The organism is Butyrivibrio sp. XBB1001 (assembly GCF_000424505.1).
Taxonomy (GTDB): domain Bacteria; phylum Bacillota; class Clostridia; order Lachnospirales; family Lachnospiraceae; genus Butyrivibrio.
In genome coordinates this window covers 35,909-52,692 of sequence record NZ_AUKA01000021.1, presented here as the reverse complement: position 1 = coordinate 52,692, position 16,784 = coordinate 35,909, and the positions used below count along the sequence as shown (strand labels likewise).

The following is a 16,784-nucleotide window of genomic DNA, read 5'->3' as shown; positions in this document are numbered from 1 at the left end:
AACAAGATTTGACCGAAGTCTCGTCAGCGTTAAGCTTCCGTTCGACTTGCATGTGTTAGGCACGCCGCCAGCGTTCATCCTGAGCCAGGATCGAACTCTCACGTTTAAAAGTTTGATCTGGCCAGAACTCAAGCTTGGCTTTTTGTTCTGTCCGTTATTTACTAATTTTGTTCTGAATAAATTCTCTTGGAATTTTTCAGGGTTGCATTACTGTTTATTTGTCAAGGTTCTTAGTTGTTGTAGCTCTCAGCCGCAACTCATTTAGAATAGCATAGCTTTAAGTTTCTGTCAACAACTTTTTTAATTTGTTTGCCGAAGTTTCGATTCGCAGTTACTGGGACAAAGCCTCATTCAGTAGGTAACTGCCCTCTCCGCAACGGGCAAGAGCTATTATAGCAAAGCAGTTTTATAAATGCAATAACTTTTTTCATTTGTTTATAAACTTTTCCGAATTAGGATGACAATTTCATAACATGCCGATAATACTGTAGATACAATCTTGATATCCGTGGCATATTCTATAAGAGCTATTATCAAGCAGGCTTCAGCAATTCCAAGGATTGCTCCCAAAAATCTGTCCACTTTTCCTATTATCGGAACTTTTCTTATATTTCTTAAGGCATCTGAAATAGCTGTCATGATCTTATATACCGTGAAAGCAACTATTAGATAACCTATCTGTGGTATTATCTTTCCTAATTTAATAGTAATTACGTTTTCTACCAAGTGGATGGAATAATAAACTGCTAAAAAAGAGGCTATGATAGCAATAAGGCCTGCTGCTTCCGCAAACAGGCCATTATTATATCCATATGATATTCTCCACAAAACAAGACACACCACAACAATTGTCATGATAATCTGTGATATATCAAATCCTAGCACTTTTACATTGTCTCCCAATGAACTCTTTTACATATCCTTGAAGAGCAAGGAACATGTCATACATTTATATGAATACTTCTATGCATTAGCATTTAATCTCACAAAGCTATTACTTTAGATTCATAGTCATGATATTTCTGGATGTCACAAGTGTAAATCTGCTCCTTACCTTGGTAGGAATCATAACTTTGATAGGATCTGTGAAAGTTCCTTCATACTTATTGTGCCCAGACATATCCTTTATCACGCATTCATCTTCGTTATAAATAATGATCTGCTTGTTATCAAAAATGATATTTGAATATACTACATCAAAATATGTTGTAAGGATCTGCTCTCCAGCTGTATTGTATACCTGAAGTCTATACTCACCATCTTCAGTATTGTTCATGAACACAAGACCAATGTAGCTATCATTGAAATATACTGATCTGATTTCCTCGCCGCCTAGCAAATGTTCTGCCTTGCTAACCGGTTTCTGATTGCCTGTATAGAACATTATCCTGTCATCTGATATGGCAAACGCTGTATTTTCATTCATAAACTGTACGTACGGAACCACAACCCCGGGATAATCATATCCACTTGCATAGTTATCTATTGAGTTCTGGCCTACCGATCCAAAGTTAAAAAATGCAACGCTGGTCTTTAGATTTCCTTCATCAGGATAAATGTAAGAAACACATAAAAGCTCTGCATTAGGCGACAGGCTGATACTGATAGGGTATCCGCTATCCTTCATGGTAGTCTTAAAGCTGGCCAGGGTATTACCTGTACAATCATAAAGGTATATCCATGTAACATCTGTACCGTCTAAAATAGCTGCAACTACGCCCTGTGAAGATACGCAAAAATCCCTTATAGGAAGACTTGTATCAACTACTCCCATAGAGCCGCTTGTATTACTAACATAAATATGATGTCCGTTATAATCTCCAATAGCAACCACAGAATTGCAGGTATGTGCAATAGGATTCTGCATCTCATAGGTCTGGTTCCATACAGGCTGGCCACTGGAATTATAACAACCTACGCCATCCTTACTATATTGGATAACAAATCCAGACAGATCTACCACTTTTGAATCTGCGCCATTGGAGATAGCTGCTTCCATTGTCAGAACTGCTTCAGAATATTCTTTGTCCCGCCAGCTAATGTAGATTGCAATTACTGCAAAAAGAACTACCGCAGCAATTATTATTGTCCTAAAGAAGACCTTTAGCCTATGGCTTCGTATCTTTTCTTTATAAGAAGAGTCTCCAACCGGAGATGATCCATCGTCACTATTTCTATTCAATTTTCTGGCATATGAACTAAAATCTTTTACTTCAGCCAATTGAATCCTCCAAATCAGCTATATAGGAGACTTCCTTATATAGCTGATCATTATTCGCCAATGAATTATTTGAACTGATATACAGTAACGCTATCGTAGTCTCTATCTGGTCCAAATACAGCATCAGGGAATCCTGGCTGATTTATTGAGTTTGGATAGAACTGAGTTTCAAGACAGAATCCATCTCTAGCCTTGTATTTAGTGTTTTCTTTTCCATTGTCATTCTTGAGGAAGTTTCCAGCATATAACTGAATTCCCGGAAGAGTAGTAGAGCACTTAAGTGTAATACCTGTCACAGGAGACTTGGCAAATGCTGCCTGTCTTAATGTTCCTTCCTGTCCATCTACACAATAATTGTGATCATAGCCGCCAACGCACTGAAGCTGCTCTACGTCTGCGTTTATATCCTGGCCAATAGTCTTTTCTTTTGTAAAGTCAAATACTGTACCCGCTACATCCTCAAGTTCACCAGTAGGGATTGCTGCTCCATCTACAACAGGTGTAAACTTGGATGCATTGAGCAAAAGAGTATGATTCTCAATATTGCCTGCATTGTGACCGCTAAGATTAAAGTATACGTGGTTAGTAAGATTAATAAGTGTCTTGGCGTCACTTGTTGCATGATAATGAAGCTCCAGGTTATTATCATCATCAAGACTATATGTAAGTGTGAATACTCTGTTACCAGCAAATCCAAGATCACCATCAGCAGATTTTAATGTGAATTCAACTGAGTTCTCGCCTTCTTTTGCATCCCAGATACGCTTATGGAAGCCGTTATCATGGTCTGTATGAAGGTTGTTAGGTCCATCATTAACTGGTAATGAAAACTCTTTTCCATCTATAGAATATCTGGCATTTGCAATTCTGTTAGCAGAAGGGCCAACTGTTGATCCAATAAATGAATCATTGGCAAAATATACTTCTGGGTCGTCATAACCAAGAACAACGTCTATTTTTCCACCATCTTTAGAAGGCACAAATACGTTCTTGATAGTACATCCGTAGTTGAGTATTACCGCCTCCATACCAGCATTATTGCTGATGTGATAAGCGTAGATTTCTTCCCCACTTTTGGTTTTTCCAAATAACTCTTTTGTTACTGTCATAACCTTTTCCTCCTAGTCAGACCTTTTGCAGGCTGACATTCAACTTTTTACATACACTCCAATTATTACAATTCAGTTCTACCTTCAAGAGCTCTCAAAAGCGTAACTTCATCAATATACTCAAGGTCTCCTCCAACAGGAACTCCGCTGGCAATTCGTGTAACCTTTATACCAGTTGGCTTTATCAGCTTGCTGATATACATAGCGGTAGTCTCGCCTTCAAGGCTTGAATTGGTAGCAACTATGACTTCATCAACTTCTTGTGTCTGAAGTCTGTGCATTAGCTCTGTGAGTCTTATGTCCCCAGGGCCGATACCAAGCATTGGTGAAATAGCCCCATGAAGTACATGATAAACCCCTTCAAACTTGCCAGTCTTCTCATATGCCGCTAAATCTCTCGCATTTTCTACAACCATAATTGTCTTATGATCTCTGCTGGGATTATTACATATAGGGCAAATGTCATCATCCGTCAGAGTGCAGCACTCCTTGCAATAGTGAACATTTTCTCTGGCTTTGACAATAGCATCAGCAAGCTTGTGAACTCTGTCCTTGGGAAGGCCTATCAAATAAAAGGCCAGTCTCTGTGCAGATTTGCCTCCTATTCCAGGAAGTGAAGAAAGCTCATCTATCAGCTTATTAATATGTCCGCTGTATAGTTCCATCAGAATGGAAATCCTCCACCTAATCCGCCAAGTCCGCCGGTCATCTTGTTGACCATAGCTCCGCTTGCTTCCTCAGCCTGCTTCATAGCTTCATTTACTGCTGCAACGATCATATCCTGAAGCATCTCAACATCATCTGGATCAACTGCTTCTGGAGAAATCTTGATTTCTTTAAGTGTCTTACTTCCAAATACAGTGGCTTCTACTGCGCCGCCACCAGCCTTGGCTGTGAACTCTTTTGTCTCAAGTTCTTTCTGACTCTCCTCCATCTGGCGCTGCATTCTCTGCGCCTGTTTCATAAGATTACTCATATTACCAGGCATTCCGCCGCCTGGAAATCCACCTCTTTTTGCCATTTTTAATTCTCCTTTTCTTCTTCAGTTACTATATCAAAATTTATAGCCTGCAAATTAACATAATTTTCCTCAAAAACCTGGCTCGGCTCGAGGAATTTTGTCTCAAATTCTATATGTTTGCCGGTTGAATCATCGAGGAAATTCTGAAGTTCCTCTCTGGACTCTCCCTTTGAATATTTCTCAGTTAACTGCCTGTTATCAAATACTATCTGCAGTTTATCATCATTGCCAAGACTTAAGTTTGTCCTCTGAAGGTAAGTCTTCATAGGATTTGGCATTCTCATAAGATATCCCGGCCACTTACTTACAAGTGCCTTGATATCCTCAGGTACTGCGCGGTCCAGGACTTTCTTTTCCCTTGGAGGCCTTGCCCCTTCAGAAAAAGAGCCAGCTCCAGCAGATGCTACAGCCACCTGCCCGCTCTGAATGCCTTTCAAAAGCTTGCCATTAGTCTCGTCATGCTGCTCAAGGATTCTGATCCTATCCTCAAAAGCTCCTTCTCCATTATCCATCTGAGGCTTGCAGAGCTTGATCAGAGTAATCTCTATCAAAATCCTCTTCTGTGATGCATACCTTATCTGAGAAGAAAGCTCGGAAAAGACTCTTATGTATCTGAGAATAGTGTCGATGTCAGCTGAATTTGCCTGCTCTTTGAGAGTAGCAAGATTATCAGATGAAACATCTATAACGTCCTCCATCTGGTCTGATGCTTGTACAAGCATCAGATTTCTGAGGTACCAGACAAAGTCATTTACAAATTGAGACAATTCTCTTCCTTGTATAACAATATCTGCCAAAAGAGTCAATGCCCCATTTACATCCTGTGTATATAATGCGGAAAAGAGCTTACTAAACACCTCGGTGTCAACGGCACCAAGGACATTTAATACCTTGTCATAGGTAAGTTTCTCTCCATAGTTAAAGGCTATGCACTGATCCAGAAGACTTAGTGAGTCTCTCATGGATCCGTCAGCAGTCTTGGCCACATATCTCAAGGCTCTCTCTTCTACCTTGATACCTTCTGCATCCACTACTTCCCTAAGTCTCGACTCTATTGTATCGATAGTGATCCTGTGGAAATCATACCTCTGGCACCTTGAGAGAATTGTTATAGGAAGCTTTTGGACTTCTGTTGTTGCCAGAATGAACATCACATAACTAGGCGGCTCCTCCAATGTTTTCAAAAGTGCGTTGAAAGCTCCAGTTGAAAGCATATGGACCTCGTCGATTATGTATACCTTCTTTTTACCTTTGGTAGGTGAATAAGATACTTCATCGATGATCTCTCTGACATTATCAACACCGTTGTTGGAAGCAGCATCAATCTCGATTACGTTCATGCTGTTGCCTGCTGCTATCTCTTTACACATATCGCACTCTCCGCAAGGGGAGCCATCTACTGGATGCTCGCAGTTAACTGCCCTTGCCAAAATCTTGGCAACAGAAGTCTTACCTGTTCCGCGAGTTCCGCAGAACAGGTAAGCATGTCCAACTCTATCCGATTTGATCTGATTCTTGAGTGTTGTAACTATATGATCCTGGCCTTTGACATCTTCAAAGACCGGTGGTCTGAATTTTCTGTATAACGCAACATATCCCATTAAAACTAAACTCCCACGGGCTAACTTTTTTCTAATTGTAATATCAATCCCCAAAACAGATTCCAAGCATCTTGGCTTCCTGAATAATGCTGGCATCAGGAGATACATATTTAAGCTTGCCTGCTATTTCAGAAAGAGGAACCTTAACGATCTCTCTGTTCTTGTAAGCTACCATATATCCAAATTCCTTGTTAAGGATAAGCTGTCCTGCCTCTGCTCCGAGACGAGAAGCAAATACTCTGTCATAGGAGTCTGGCGCTCCACCTCTTTGCATGTGTCCAGGAACAGTAACTCTTACCTCGTTGCCAGTCTTTTTCTGGATCTCTTCTGCAATCTCATAGGATACAGATGGATACTTGGAATTTGCAAGCTTCTCTTTATATTCCTTTTTGGAAAGCTTGGCATCCTTCTTGGAAATAGCGCCTTCTGCAACAGCTATGATGGTAAATCTGCTGCCGCGCTTATTTCTGGCATCAATTGCCTCGCAAACCTTGTTGATATCGTATGGAATCTCTGGAATAAGGATAACGTCTGCTCCTCCTGCCATTCCAGCATTAAGAGTAAGCCACCCAACCTTGTGTCCCATAACTTCTATAATAAATACTCTTCCATGAGAATCCGCTGTAGTGTGGATGTTGTCAATTACATTGGTGGCCACATCAACAGCACTCTGGAATCCAAAGGTCATATCAGTTCCCCAAAGATCATTGTCGATGGTCTTGGGCAGGGAAACTATATTAAGACCCTCTTCACTTAGCAGATTAGCAGTCTTCTGAGATCCGTTGCCTCCCAAAACCACAAGACAGTCAAGCTGCAGCTTGTAGTAATTCTGCTTCATAGCCTCAACCTTATCAAGTCCATTCTCATCGGGCTCTCTGATTGTCTTAAAGGGAGTCCTGGAGCTACCAAGAATAGTTCCGCCCTTTGTCAGGATTCCTGAAAAGTCCTTGGCTGTGAGCATTCTGAAGTCACCATAGATAAGTCCCTTGTAGCCATTTAAAAAGCCATAGAACTCAACCTGCTCACCGCTGTGCGCAATACACTTAACAACGCCGCGCATTGCCGCATTCAAAGCCTGACAGTCGCCACCACTAGTCAACATACCAATTCTCATCATTGTGAATAGGCCTCCTTTGAAAAAGCTTACTTGTAAACGCACATACTACTAACAATTATACAAAATTCTAATGTACATGCCAAGTTAATCAGTTGACTAGGTATCATTAAAAAAGTATAATAAAAAGCGCTTTGGAGCTTATTCCAAACGCTTTTTGTGGAGTTGTACCCAAGTGGTTGAAGGGTCCGGATTCGAAATCCGGTAGGTCGGCTCGTCCGGCGCAGGGGTTCAAATCCCCTCAACTCCGTTTTTTTGGCTCTGCCTAATTGGTGGAGCCATTTTCTTTATTTACTGAGTTCTTCTATGATTTTGTCGATATTATCGAGTTCGCGCCCGTATTTAACGCCCCACTCTGTTTTTAGAAGCTGCTTCTTTTTCTTGTAATATTTGATGGCAGACTCCTTATCTCCAAGCCTTAGATAACACTGGGCTGTTGAATCATAGAAATCGGTATATCGTGGTTTTTCCATTGATTCATGGCCTTTTAACCAGTAAGTGATTGCCTCTTCATAAAGCTCATTGTGCGAAAACTGATTAGCTACATTGAACATGATGCGCCAGTCATTAGGATATTTCTTGGCTAATTCCCGGTACTTATCTGCAACAGCTTCAAAGCCATGCTCGCATTCCTCAATCTGTATCTCGTAAGCCTCATAAAGATTATCTGTGTTTACGCTCTTTGCTTCTTCAAGAGTCTCTTTTGCTTCACGAAGTCGCCCCGCATCCATCAGATCATCCAAAAGATATAGATACGCTCTGGCATTTTTAGGCTCAGCCTTAATTATGGATTTCCAGTAATCGATGGATTCCCTGTGATTGCATACGTCCCAGTCATAAATCTTGCTATGGAGAGCATGGCAGATTATTGTCATATCCTGTTTAGAGTTTGGTCTAAGCTCCAGAGCTCTTTTTGCATATACAAACGATTTTCTTTCCATGAAAGAAGCCCATGCTTCGTACAGATTTGCTACAAGATTTAGCGGCTTGTAGTTTTCTGGATTTGCCTCAATTTCTTTTAAAAGAAATGCTTCCATATCAGTGAATTCTCTTGTAGATATCTCAGATGCCTGCTCAATGGTATTCTCAATTTTCTCATACTGTTTATCTTTGGAATACTCGAAAAGGTCATCTATTGCAATCCCAAAACAGGCTGCTATATTCGGCAAAAGAGATATATCAGGCTGTGAGATATCTTTTTCCCACTTACTTATTGCCTGATTTGATACTCCCAGTATTTGAGCCAGTTCACTTTGTGACATGTTTCTATCACGCCTTAAAACTCTGATTTTTGCTCCAATCGTCATCTTATCATCCCCTTGAATTTATTATTTATCATCTCCGGATTGATGTCTTCATAATACCTTGCTGATAATCAACTGTAAATCGATTATTTAGATATTATTATCAACCAATAGTTGGATGATGTAATAAATGCAGGAAAGAGATCTGGGGATATTTTATTTTCTTAGTATAAGTATCGTTTCTTCATCTAACTCCGCTATATGATATACCTAAAGCTTCCCCTGCAATTTCCTGAAGCTCTTTTTCATTATAAGGATGAAATACCATACCGTTCCACTTCCCAGCTGTAAAGCAAAAATTCCCCTCAGCATCAACAATATGCGGCTCAGATAACTTATATTAAATATCCATCCATATTCCCTGATCATGGATAGAAGCCCTTTCTACGGACTTATAGAATCTTTGTGCATCATCATTATTGGCCATAAGCGCTATCAAAACAGACACATTTCTTCCCTTAAGATCTGTTCGGAGCGTATTCAAAAGAGCTTGTGCAACTTTATTGTGCCTTTCATTCTTAAGAACACAAATCCAATCCAGATATGCAGAGCAACATGCTGCATCACTCCTGCTGGATATCAGAGACGCATCTATTCTTCCAATTACTTTGTCATCTCTGACTGCAATATATGATACTGCCGTATTAAATCTGCTATCGGTAAAAGAATTAACTAAAGCTGCCTTGTACTCTTCATCCGGTTTCCAATAATATGTATCCGGCTCCTGTTTTCGAAGCTCTTTTTCATACTCAATCACCATTTCTATATGTTTTTCTTCAAATTGTATTATCTTAAAATCTTCCATATCTTATTCCACAATCCTTTTCCCAAAAATCAGAAACCCTACGATTCCTATTATACCCATAACACAGCCTGTCAGGACGAAGCTTAATGACATTCCGGCTCTTGATACAAAGGCTGATGCAAAAAGAAATACTATTTCCACAAAGTTGACGCCCATATTGTAAATAGATAAAACCTCTGCTCTGTTGTTTTCAAGGCCGTTTGCATCGATAACCTTATTTTCAATTTCATCAAAAATATAAGCCGGTACAGTAACAGATAGTGGAAGCAGCAACATGATTGGAATGACAATAAGCACATTATCAGCCAGTCCAAATCCAATCATCATCGCGCCAACTGCCAGGAATCCCAACATAAATGTCAAAAGATATTTCTTTGAATCAATCAAATCCAGAATTTTTTCTGAAAGCATCTGAACAAGTGAATAGCCCAGAATTATAGCAGTCATCCACTCTTCCGATATTCCGAGTGCCTCCAGCTTATCAACATAAAAGAAATTAATCAGGATAAAAGAAATGCTGACGCAGGCAAGGATCACCACGATCATCGTGTTCTCCAGGTTGAAAGTCAGCTTCTTTACTTTCTTTTCTGTGACTTCTTTTTCCTTAAGATGCTTTTCTTTCTCAATCCCAAAGCTTGCAAGTAGTCCCAATGCACTGGAAATAACTGTTGCCACAAGCAAACCTTCTAGTCCGAAAAAGTGATAGAGTCCTGCATAAGTTATAGCACTTACGATAAATCCCGCCGTTCCACAGTTGCCAACCCTGGCATTCTTTACAACATACTCATCTGATTCATATTGCTGATAAAGATAGGCACTTAAAGTTCCTGAAGAAAAACTGATGGCAATACCTTCAACAACTGCCTCTATCATAAATAACGCAAAGCTTCCACTAAAAAATGAAAGCATCAAAAGAATCCTTGCCAGAAGCCACATTCCCTGTGACAAAACCAGCGTTTTCTTATATCCTACTCTGTCTGTGATCTTACCGGTTGGAATCTCAAATACGAAAATCATTATTGATAAAAAGGCCTGCAAGACAAAAAATTGTTCCAGTGATAGTCCTGCCTTTGTCCTTATAAGCAATGATACCGGTGAAAAGAAAACCAGGCCATTCATAAAGGCCATTATTTCGAGGTTGTCTATATGTAATTTGTTTTTCATGATTTTATTCTCCGTTAATTATTTTTACTAAAAGTTTTGTACGCAAAAAGACTGTAGTGCGCACATCTACAATGGTACGCATTACAGTCTTGATTCATCACAAATAAACCCTATATAGATAAGGCACCTGAAAAATGTAATCATCTGACTTGAAGCGTACACAAACAAACCCGTAAAACAGGTTATCTCATTGTTTCCTATACACTTTTAGTCAAATAATTAACGTCTCACGTTCTCAACCTCGCATATTTAAGCTATTTATCACTCTATCACTTTGAAAAAGCGGCGTCAATACTGATGGTCCCCAGGGACCATTCCCCTAGCCTATTAGAAGCTGAATTTCAGTATCAGTTCGCTTAGCTGTCTGTAGGTTCCACGCGGAACTGAGAAGGTGGCACCATCCTCCATGGTGATCACATCCTTGTTTATCCTGAGAACTCTTTTTAAATTGATTATTGTCTTCATGCCAAGGGCATGGAAATATTCCTCTTTTAGATCCTGCAAAAGATTCTGCATGGTATTGCGCACAAAGAAGCTATCCGCTTCTGTAACAATTCTCTTGTAGTGATCTTCAGATTCAATATACAAGATCTCATCCACAGGGATTTTGTGAACCTGGCCGCTTTCGCGAAATGACAGGAAACGCACTTCCTCTTTTGCACAGACTCTGTCTATTGCATCAAAAAAGTCTTCCTCTAAAATAGGCTTTTCAAGGTAATGAACCGCATGGATCCTGAAAGCTTCCTTGTAGAAGGCATTAGAAGAGGTCATGAAAATGATCTGCCCGTTTTCATCTATCTTACGAATAGCTTCGGCGATCTCTATTCCGTTCATCTTATCAATGTAAATATCCAAAAGATAGATGTCATAGGATTCTTTTTCTATGGCACCCAAAAGATCTAAAGAAGTATAGAAAATATCGACGCTCATCTCCACTTTATAATGAGTCTGCCTATACTTTTCTAAAAGCTCTGCCGCATCAGCAGCAGAGCTTTTCTCATCATCGCAAATCGCAATCTTATACATATTCACCCCAGCTGTTGTCTATATATCATATTGTTTAATGCTATATAAACATTATCTGTGGCCTATCCTTTAAAGTCAATTGTCTGGCCCACTAATTTCTCCTGTGGTGCCTGAACTGAATTGGCTCTCATATTGTAGTTGTAAGCCTCTATCTTGGATACCAGCTCTTCTACCGAGCTAGCCATGATTATCTCCACATCTTCATCATTTTCAATCTCATCCCAGCTCTTTACCTGGTCAGATTTGCCTGCGGCTTTTTCCTGCAATTTCTCAAGCTGCTTATCAGCGGCCTCTTTCTTTTCTGCCTTCTTCTCAGCTTTCTTTTCAGCTTCTTTCTTGGCAGCTCTTTTAGCCGCGAGTTTCTCTGACATACTCTGGGAGGATTTCTGCATTACTGCAAAAAATGATGCTGTACCATTGTCGTTGACCTGCATTCCGATTGATTTTACATTGCCCTGCTGTCCTGCAATTGACTTAAGCTGAGGCATCTGGGACTGAGCCCTGGAAATAAGGCCTTCATACTTGGCTCTGAAGTTCTCATCTGTGGCCATTCTCTCAATCTTTTCCTCATCAATGAGAACAACCATCTTGTTGGCATTGCCAAAGGAGCTGGCATTTTGCTTGGCATAGTCCTTCATGTCCTTGCTCACAAGAACAAAGTCCATGTTGGAGTACTTTTTCTTGAGCTCCTCATAGTACTTTGCTCCAGTTTCGCTAAGCTGGGCTTTGCCTATTGTTTTGCCGTAGTTCCCAGGCTTAACACCAGTATTTTCTTTTGCGGTGGAATTTTTGATAGCTTCATATGCACTAGCACCATTGCCAGCAGCTATTTCAGAAATATTACTCATGGTTCCCTCCATTCTCAGGTAATTCCTGCATGCTTCCCTGCCTGATATACAAATAGTCTAAAAAGCTTAGACTTAATGTTTTCTATACTTTGTATATCGGATGAAACCACAAATATCTTTAGCGATTATTCCAACTAATTTCCAACTTATTTCCACATGTCGCTAACAAAATACATAAGGGCAGCCCAAGTATAAACTGAGTAAAAATGACCCTTGTCATCAACGCCGTTTTTAAGGAGCTCTGCTGCCTTTTCTTTGTTCACAAAGCAGAATCCGTCAAAGAATTCCTGACCTACTGCCCCAGTCTGATCGAGCTGATCAAGGTTATCAAGGTGAAGAATGACCTTTACAAGAGCGTTACTCTCATCAGTCATTCCTGGAGAACTGAACAAAAATGGATTGATAGCTTCTACAGTATCTCTCCTTGTATCTACTACTATTCCTGTTTCCTCGTGGATTTCTCTTATGGCTGTCGTTACGATTGGATTCGCCTCGTCCTTATCCTCAGGATCAAGGAGTCCTGCTGGGACGCTTAAAAGGAATCTGCCTGTTGGGTATCTGTATTCGTAGGATAAGAGAAGTTGTGGCTCTTTTCCTGGCAAAAGAACTATAACAACGCAGCTTACTGCATCTGGGAGCATTTTCTTAAACTCTTCCTCAGATTTTATTGCTACTATGTCTTCCTTGGCACGTCTTGTGGCGTCGAAGTAGTGAGCGCCTTCTGCGTACTGCAGATCAAAGACGCGGATGAATTTCTTATCTAATATTTCCTGAACCTGGTCAGCGGTGATTTTAGGGATGTTCATTCGGAAATCTCCTTCCTTTGTTCGCATGTCTTTTTTCCTAGTGCTAAGTATTAGTTTGTGTGCGTGAAATGATATACGGATTGCTCCGCACTTCGTGCTCTCTCAATCCTACAATACATTCGGAAATCGCCATGCTCACTTTGTTCGCATGTCTTTTTTCCTCATGTATTGTTCGGTCTACAAGGTCTCACAATGCTTAGTGCAAGCACAGCATTGCAAGACTTTGTATCCCTATATCATTTCACATAGTAATGTCTTGCTATCCACTTGGAGAGGCCTTCGAGGCCGGGGTATACGATACGTTCGCTCATGTTGAGCTGATCCAGCATATCTCTTACTCTCCAGCGAAGCTTTTTATCTATAACGTACTTTACAGTATCCTTGGTGTATTTATCAAGGAATCCCTCGATATCTTCTATTCCCATTGGAACTACAGCAAAGAATGAATGCTGATTGATTATTCTCTGATTAAGAGACGGCGGCTCTATTATAGCCATTGCGCTATCGCCCATGTCCTTGTCGTATTGTTTAAGGCTGTTTCCCGTGATCTCTTTTAACATATCAACAGTAAAGATAGTGGAGTTCTTCTCGTATACTGCGCGTTTGTAAGAATCTGGAAGCTGAAGGACCATCTCAGACATATTGATCCTCCAGACCATGCTGTCGTGCTTGTCCATTTCTTCCAGGTTTTCTTCTGTCATTGAAAAGTTAAGAGCAACCAGGGCGGACTGTGTCCAGTCTAGCAGTCTTGTTGGCAGGCCATAATGCTGGCCCAGTATCATCTGCCTCCAGACTGAATGTCCGATTGAAGGCTCGTCATTTATGGCATACTTGGCGAAATTCTCAAGTATCGCAGGCTCAAGATGTTTCTGTCTTCCCTTGCAGTTCCTGCTAAGGCTTGTATACATCTTAAAGGATGCATCAGACATGCCTCTGTATACGTATGGGCTTCTGTTTCTGTCAAGATCTGGTCTGTATTCCTGCTCTGTCAGAAGGGGAAGGAGCTTTTCAAGTGTATCAATGTGTACTTCTCTGATCATATATATTCCTCATAACTATTATCCGCGTGCTTATTTCATCACGATAAAATATCACAAGCTGCTCTTGTTTGTAAATCTATCAATCTTATTATATCAAGAATTACAAAAATAAATAAATGCCGCGAATTTACCACAATTAATGCAAACGGGCGTGGCAGATAACTGCCACGCCCTAAGTCGGTTAAATATATAAATTGATTATTTTACTGTAACTTTTGTGATGTGTGGGTTAGCGCCCTCATACCAGTAAAGGAATCCCTCTACATCAACTGTCTGTCCAGCTGTAAGGCCACCAACAAGGTTGTAAAACTCTTCATCTGAACCATTGAGATAATACTCAAGGCAGAACTCGTAGCTTGCGCCATCCTTTGAAAGTGTAACATAAATGTCATCACCAGGCTGCTCGTTCTTGTAAGCAACAGCCTCAACTGTCATATCCTTGAAAGAAACAAGCTGGTTCTGAAGATCAATGAGCTCATCCTTGCCAAGAAGGTCTGTAGCATCCTTAGCTTCTGCTACAAAGTTGCCATCCTCGATTTCGAATGTAGCATCAACGATTTCAACCTCACCTGACCACTCAGACTTAACACCTGAAACCTTGATCTTTGTTCCAGGAACAAGCTTGTCATAATCTTCCTGTGAGCAAGCCATCTCATAGATGAAGTAAGCGCCATCCTCATCCTGTGTATAGAATGTTGCCTTGTCTTCCCACCATGACTGCTTGGCCTGTACATAAGTCTCAACAACAACTTCTGAATCAAGCTCAGCTGCAGCATACTCAGCATATGTCATAACGCCTTCTGCCTTAGCCTCTGCCTCTTCTACTACTTCCTCAGCTACTGACTCTGCAACTGTTGCTGCCTCTTCAACTACGCTTGCAGCCTCTACTGGAGCCTCAGTAACCTCTGCTGCCTTGTCACCGCATCCAACGAATGAGAGTGCAAGACCCATTGTCAATACCACTGCTAATGTCTTCTTCATAATATTCCTCCTATTATGTGCAGGGTCTATATACCGCCTTGCGATATTACAGCCCTAAACTATTTACGGGCAGGCCTATTCCTGCTCGTTCATAAACAATTGAATTATACTAACAATATGTACTAATTACAAACATTTATTGTCTTTCTTTTGATTTTAACCTTTCTCTTAAGGCATAGACACCTATTAGAACCCAGGTAATTACTAGCCCCAGTAAAAGACATACCGATGCAACTGGAAGTTTTCCCAGGTCTGCTTTTCCACCTGAAACTCCGGATGCCCCTCCCTGATCCAGATGATACAAAGACTTAACATCCTCATACAGCCCATCTATAAAAGCATCATCCACAGTCTTTTTTCTCTTAACAGACTTAGTAACGTTCTCAATAAGCTGGCCGGAAGCATCTCTGACCGATGCAGAACCGTTAAATACCGGTGTTACAAAGGTGTTTCCCGTATTTTCCATTAAAAGCTTTGCAGCCTTTATCTTTACATCGTAATGAAGGTCGTTATCCTCGCCCTCTTTTGCTAGATAATCCTGATATTCCTGTGCATCCTGCGCTTTTTTTGTAACAGGAAGATAGCCTTCAGTCTCTGAGTAAGCTATCTGAACATCATTGGTCAAAAGAAATTGCGCAAACAGCCAGGATGCAAGAACTTCCTGCGAATCTTTTTTGTTAAACACACATATTGAAGGTCCCTGAGATATCATCACGGGGTTCTCTGGATCATACTGAGGTATTGCCATGACCTCAGTCTCAAAATCCACAACCTTATCAGCTGATATATCAAGAAGGGGTGCCTTGGATCCCATCCAGGTAGCTCCTGCAGTAGAGTCAATAGCAAATATGCACTGTCCGGCATTTAGGAAATTGGCTGGATATCCAGAAATCTTAAAGGTCGAAAAGGCCCCTGTCTTTGTGTGCTCCGCAACTGTCTTTAGAACATTTCTTGTATCGTCGTTAAACAAAAGGACATTCCCATCAGCATCAGAGTAGTCTGCTCCAAGCTGTTTAAGGGACTGGATCATCATGTTATCTGTTGATTTGTAGATAAAGGGAATCAGCACGTTTTGCCCATTTACCTTAAAGGTTCCATCTGTATTTTTAGCCATGGCTGCCTCAGAAACCTCCCAGACAAAGTCCCAGGTAAGCTTATCAGGTAGTGTAAATCCTAGCTTTTCAACATATGTCTTGTTAACATAGCAGGCCTCTGTTGAACGCATGTAAGGGATAGCATAATGTTTTTCCCCGATCATACACTCATCAAGAAACTCAGGTACTATCTCTGAAACAGAAGGTGAATCAAACTTTAATCTGCTTCCTCCAAGTCCATACTCAGGATCTGCAAAAAGATCATCAAGTGGAACTACTGTATTATTTCCTGTAAGATAGGTGGCAATGTGATCCGGATAGGTTATGCAAACATTTGGCGTTGTATTGGTTGAAATATTAGTGATAACGTCATTGTAAATCTTGCCATAGTCTGTATAGAGCCTCATGTTGACAGTTATATTAGGATATAAAGCCTGAAAGTCCTCAATTGCCTTATTGTAAATAGCTGTCTGAGTTACATTGGTATCATTTTTGGCCCAAAAGGTGATCTCAATCTTTTTGGTTTCATCAAACTCTTCTGGTATTGTAAAGTCCGTAGATGCCTTGGCTCCATGGCATCCGCCAAGCAGCAGCATAGCACCAAGGATTGCCGATATTATTCTGTGTTTCTTCATCTTCATCTCCATTAC

The 16,784-nt window shown here is 40.6% G+C and carries 16 protein-coding genes and 1 tRNA gene; 1 reads left to right on the top strand and 16 read right to left on the bottom strand.

Annotated features, from left to right (window positions below):
- Window positions 1–435: 435 nt before the first annotated feature.
- The 7 genes from G631_RS0114645 to G631_RS0114615 all read right to left on the bottom strand — a co-directional run bounded on the left by G631_RS0114645 (window position 436) and on the right by G631_RS0114615 (window position 7,069).
- The gene (locus tag G631_RS0114645) at window positions 436–885 is read right to left on the bottom strand and encodes a CvpA family protein (protein ID WP_026490087.1); all 450 of its coding nucleotides are present in this window, start codon (window positions 883–885) and stop codon (window positions 436–438) included.
- A 109-nt stretch (window positions 886–994) separates the two neighbouring features.
- Window positions 995–2,221, bottom strand: coding sequence for a DUF5711 family protein (locus tag G631_RS0114640; protein ID WP_026490086.1), 1,227 nt, complete (start codon window positions 2,219–2,221; stop codon window positions 995–997).
- Between the two features lie 65 nt (window positions 2,222–2,286).
- The gene (locus G631_RS0114635; RefSeq protein ID WP_026490085.1) at window positions 2,287–3,330 is read right to left on the bottom strand and encodes an aldose epimerase family protein; all 1,044 of its coding nucleotides are present in this window, start codon (window positions 3,328–3,330) and stop codon (window positions 2,287–2,289) included.
- A gap of 65 nt (window positions 3,331–3,395) precedes the next feature.
- Window positions 3,396–3,995, bottom strand: a complete 600-nt coding sequence (gene recR, locus G631_RS0114630; protein ID WP_026490084.1) for a recombination mediator RecR — start codon at window positions 3,993–3,995, stop codon at window positions 3,396–3,398.
- On the bottom strand, window positions 3,995–4,351 hold the full coding sequence (locus G631_RS0114625; RefSeq protein WP_026490083.1) for a YbaB/EbfC family nucleoid-associated protein: 357 nt from the start codon (window positions 4,349–4,351) through the stop codon (window positions 3,995–3,997). Before G631_RS0114625 ends, recR begins: the two co-directional genes overlap by 1 nt.
- A gap of 2 nt (window positions 4,352–4,353) precedes the next feature.
- Window positions 4,354–5,952 (bottom strand): DNA polymerase III subunit gamma/tau, encoded by a 1,599-nt coding sequence (gene dnaX / locus G631_RS0114620; RefSeq protein ID WP_026490082.1) that lies wholly within the window; start codon window positions 5,950–5,952, stop codon window positions 4,354–4,356.
- A gap of 43 nt (window positions 5,953–5,995) precedes the next feature.
- Window positions 5,996–7,069, bottom strand: a complete 1,074-nt coding sequence (locus G631_RS0114615; protein ID WP_026490081.1) for a 6-phosphofructokinase — start codon at window positions 7,067–7,069, stop codon at window positions 5,996–5,998.
- Between the two features lie 158 nt (window positions 7,070–7,227).
- Here G631_RS0114615 and G631_RS0114610 point away from each other — a divergent pair.
- Window positions 7,228–7,316, top strand: a tRNA-Ser gene (locus tag G631_RS0114610).
- Between the two features lie 37 nt (window positions 7,317–7,353).
- On the opposite strand, the gene G631_RS0114605 is transcribed toward G631_RS0114610, so the two are convergent.
- From G631_RS0114605 to G631_RS0114560, 9 genes are all read right to left on the bottom strand, one after another.
- Window positions 7,354–8,373, bottom strand: coding sequence for a helix-turn-helix domain-containing protein (locus tag G631_RS0114605; protein WP_035789877.1), 1,020 nt, complete (start codon window positions 8,371–8,373; stop codon window positions 7,354–7,356).
- A gap of 337 nt (window positions 8,374–8,710) precedes the next feature.
- On the bottom strand, window positions 8,711–9,175 hold the full coding sequence (locus tag G631_RS0114595) for a GNAT family N-acetyltransferase (protein WP_026490079.1): 465 nt from the start codon (window positions 9,173–9,175) through the stop codon (window positions 8,711–8,713).
- A gap of 3 nt (window positions 9,176–9,178) precedes the next feature.
- Window positions 9,179–10,339: an MFS transporter gene (locus tag G631_RS0114590; RefSeq protein ID WP_026490078.1), complete on the bottom strand. Its 1,161-nt coding sequence runs from the start codon at window positions 10,337–10,339 to the stop codon at window positions 9,179–9,181.
- 327 nt (window positions 10,340–10,666) lie between these two features.
- Window positions 10,667–11,365, bottom strand: a complete 699-nt coding sequence (locus G631_RS0114585; protein WP_026490077.1) for a LytR/AlgR family response regulator transcription factor — start codon at window positions 11,363–11,365, stop codon at window positions 10,667–10,669.
- A gap of 62 nt (window positions 11,366–11,427) precedes the next feature.
- Complete coding sequence (locus tag G631_RS0114580) at window positions 11,428–12,213, bottom strand: DUF6033 family protein (protein ID WP_242829110.1); 786 nt, start codon at window positions 12,211–12,213, stop codon at window positions 11,428–11,430.
- Between the two features lie 146 nt (window positions 12,214–12,359).
- Window positions 12,360–13,019, bottom strand: a complete 660-nt coding sequence (locus G631_RS0114575; protein ID WP_026490075.1) for an NUDIX hydrolase — start codon at window positions 13,017–13,019, stop codon at window positions 12,360–12,362.
- A 236-nt stretch (window positions 13,020–13,255) separates the two neighbouring features.
- The gene (locus G631_RS19390; RefSeq protein ID WP_051197294.1) at window positions 13,256–14,059 is read right to left on the bottom strand and encodes an FRG domain-containing protein; all 804 of its coding nucleotides are present in this window, start codon (window positions 14,057–14,059) and stop codon (window positions 13,256–13,258) included.
- Window positions 14,060–14,257: 198 nt separating this feature from the next.
- The gene (locus G631_RS0114565) at window positions 14,258–15,040 is read right to left on the bottom strand and encodes a hypothetical protein (protein WP_035789876.1); all 783 of its coding nucleotides are present in this window, start codon (window positions 15,038–15,040) and stop codon (window positions 14,258–14,260) included.
- 136 nt (window positions 15,041–15,176) lie between these two features.
- On the bottom strand, window positions 15,177–16,769 hold the full coding sequence (locus tag G631_RS0114560; RefSeq protein WP_242829109.1) for an ABC transporter substrate-binding protein: 1,593 nt from the start codon (window positions 16,767–16,769) through the stop codon (window positions 15,177–15,179).
- Between the last annotated feature and the right edge of the window lie 15 nt (window positions 16,770–16,784).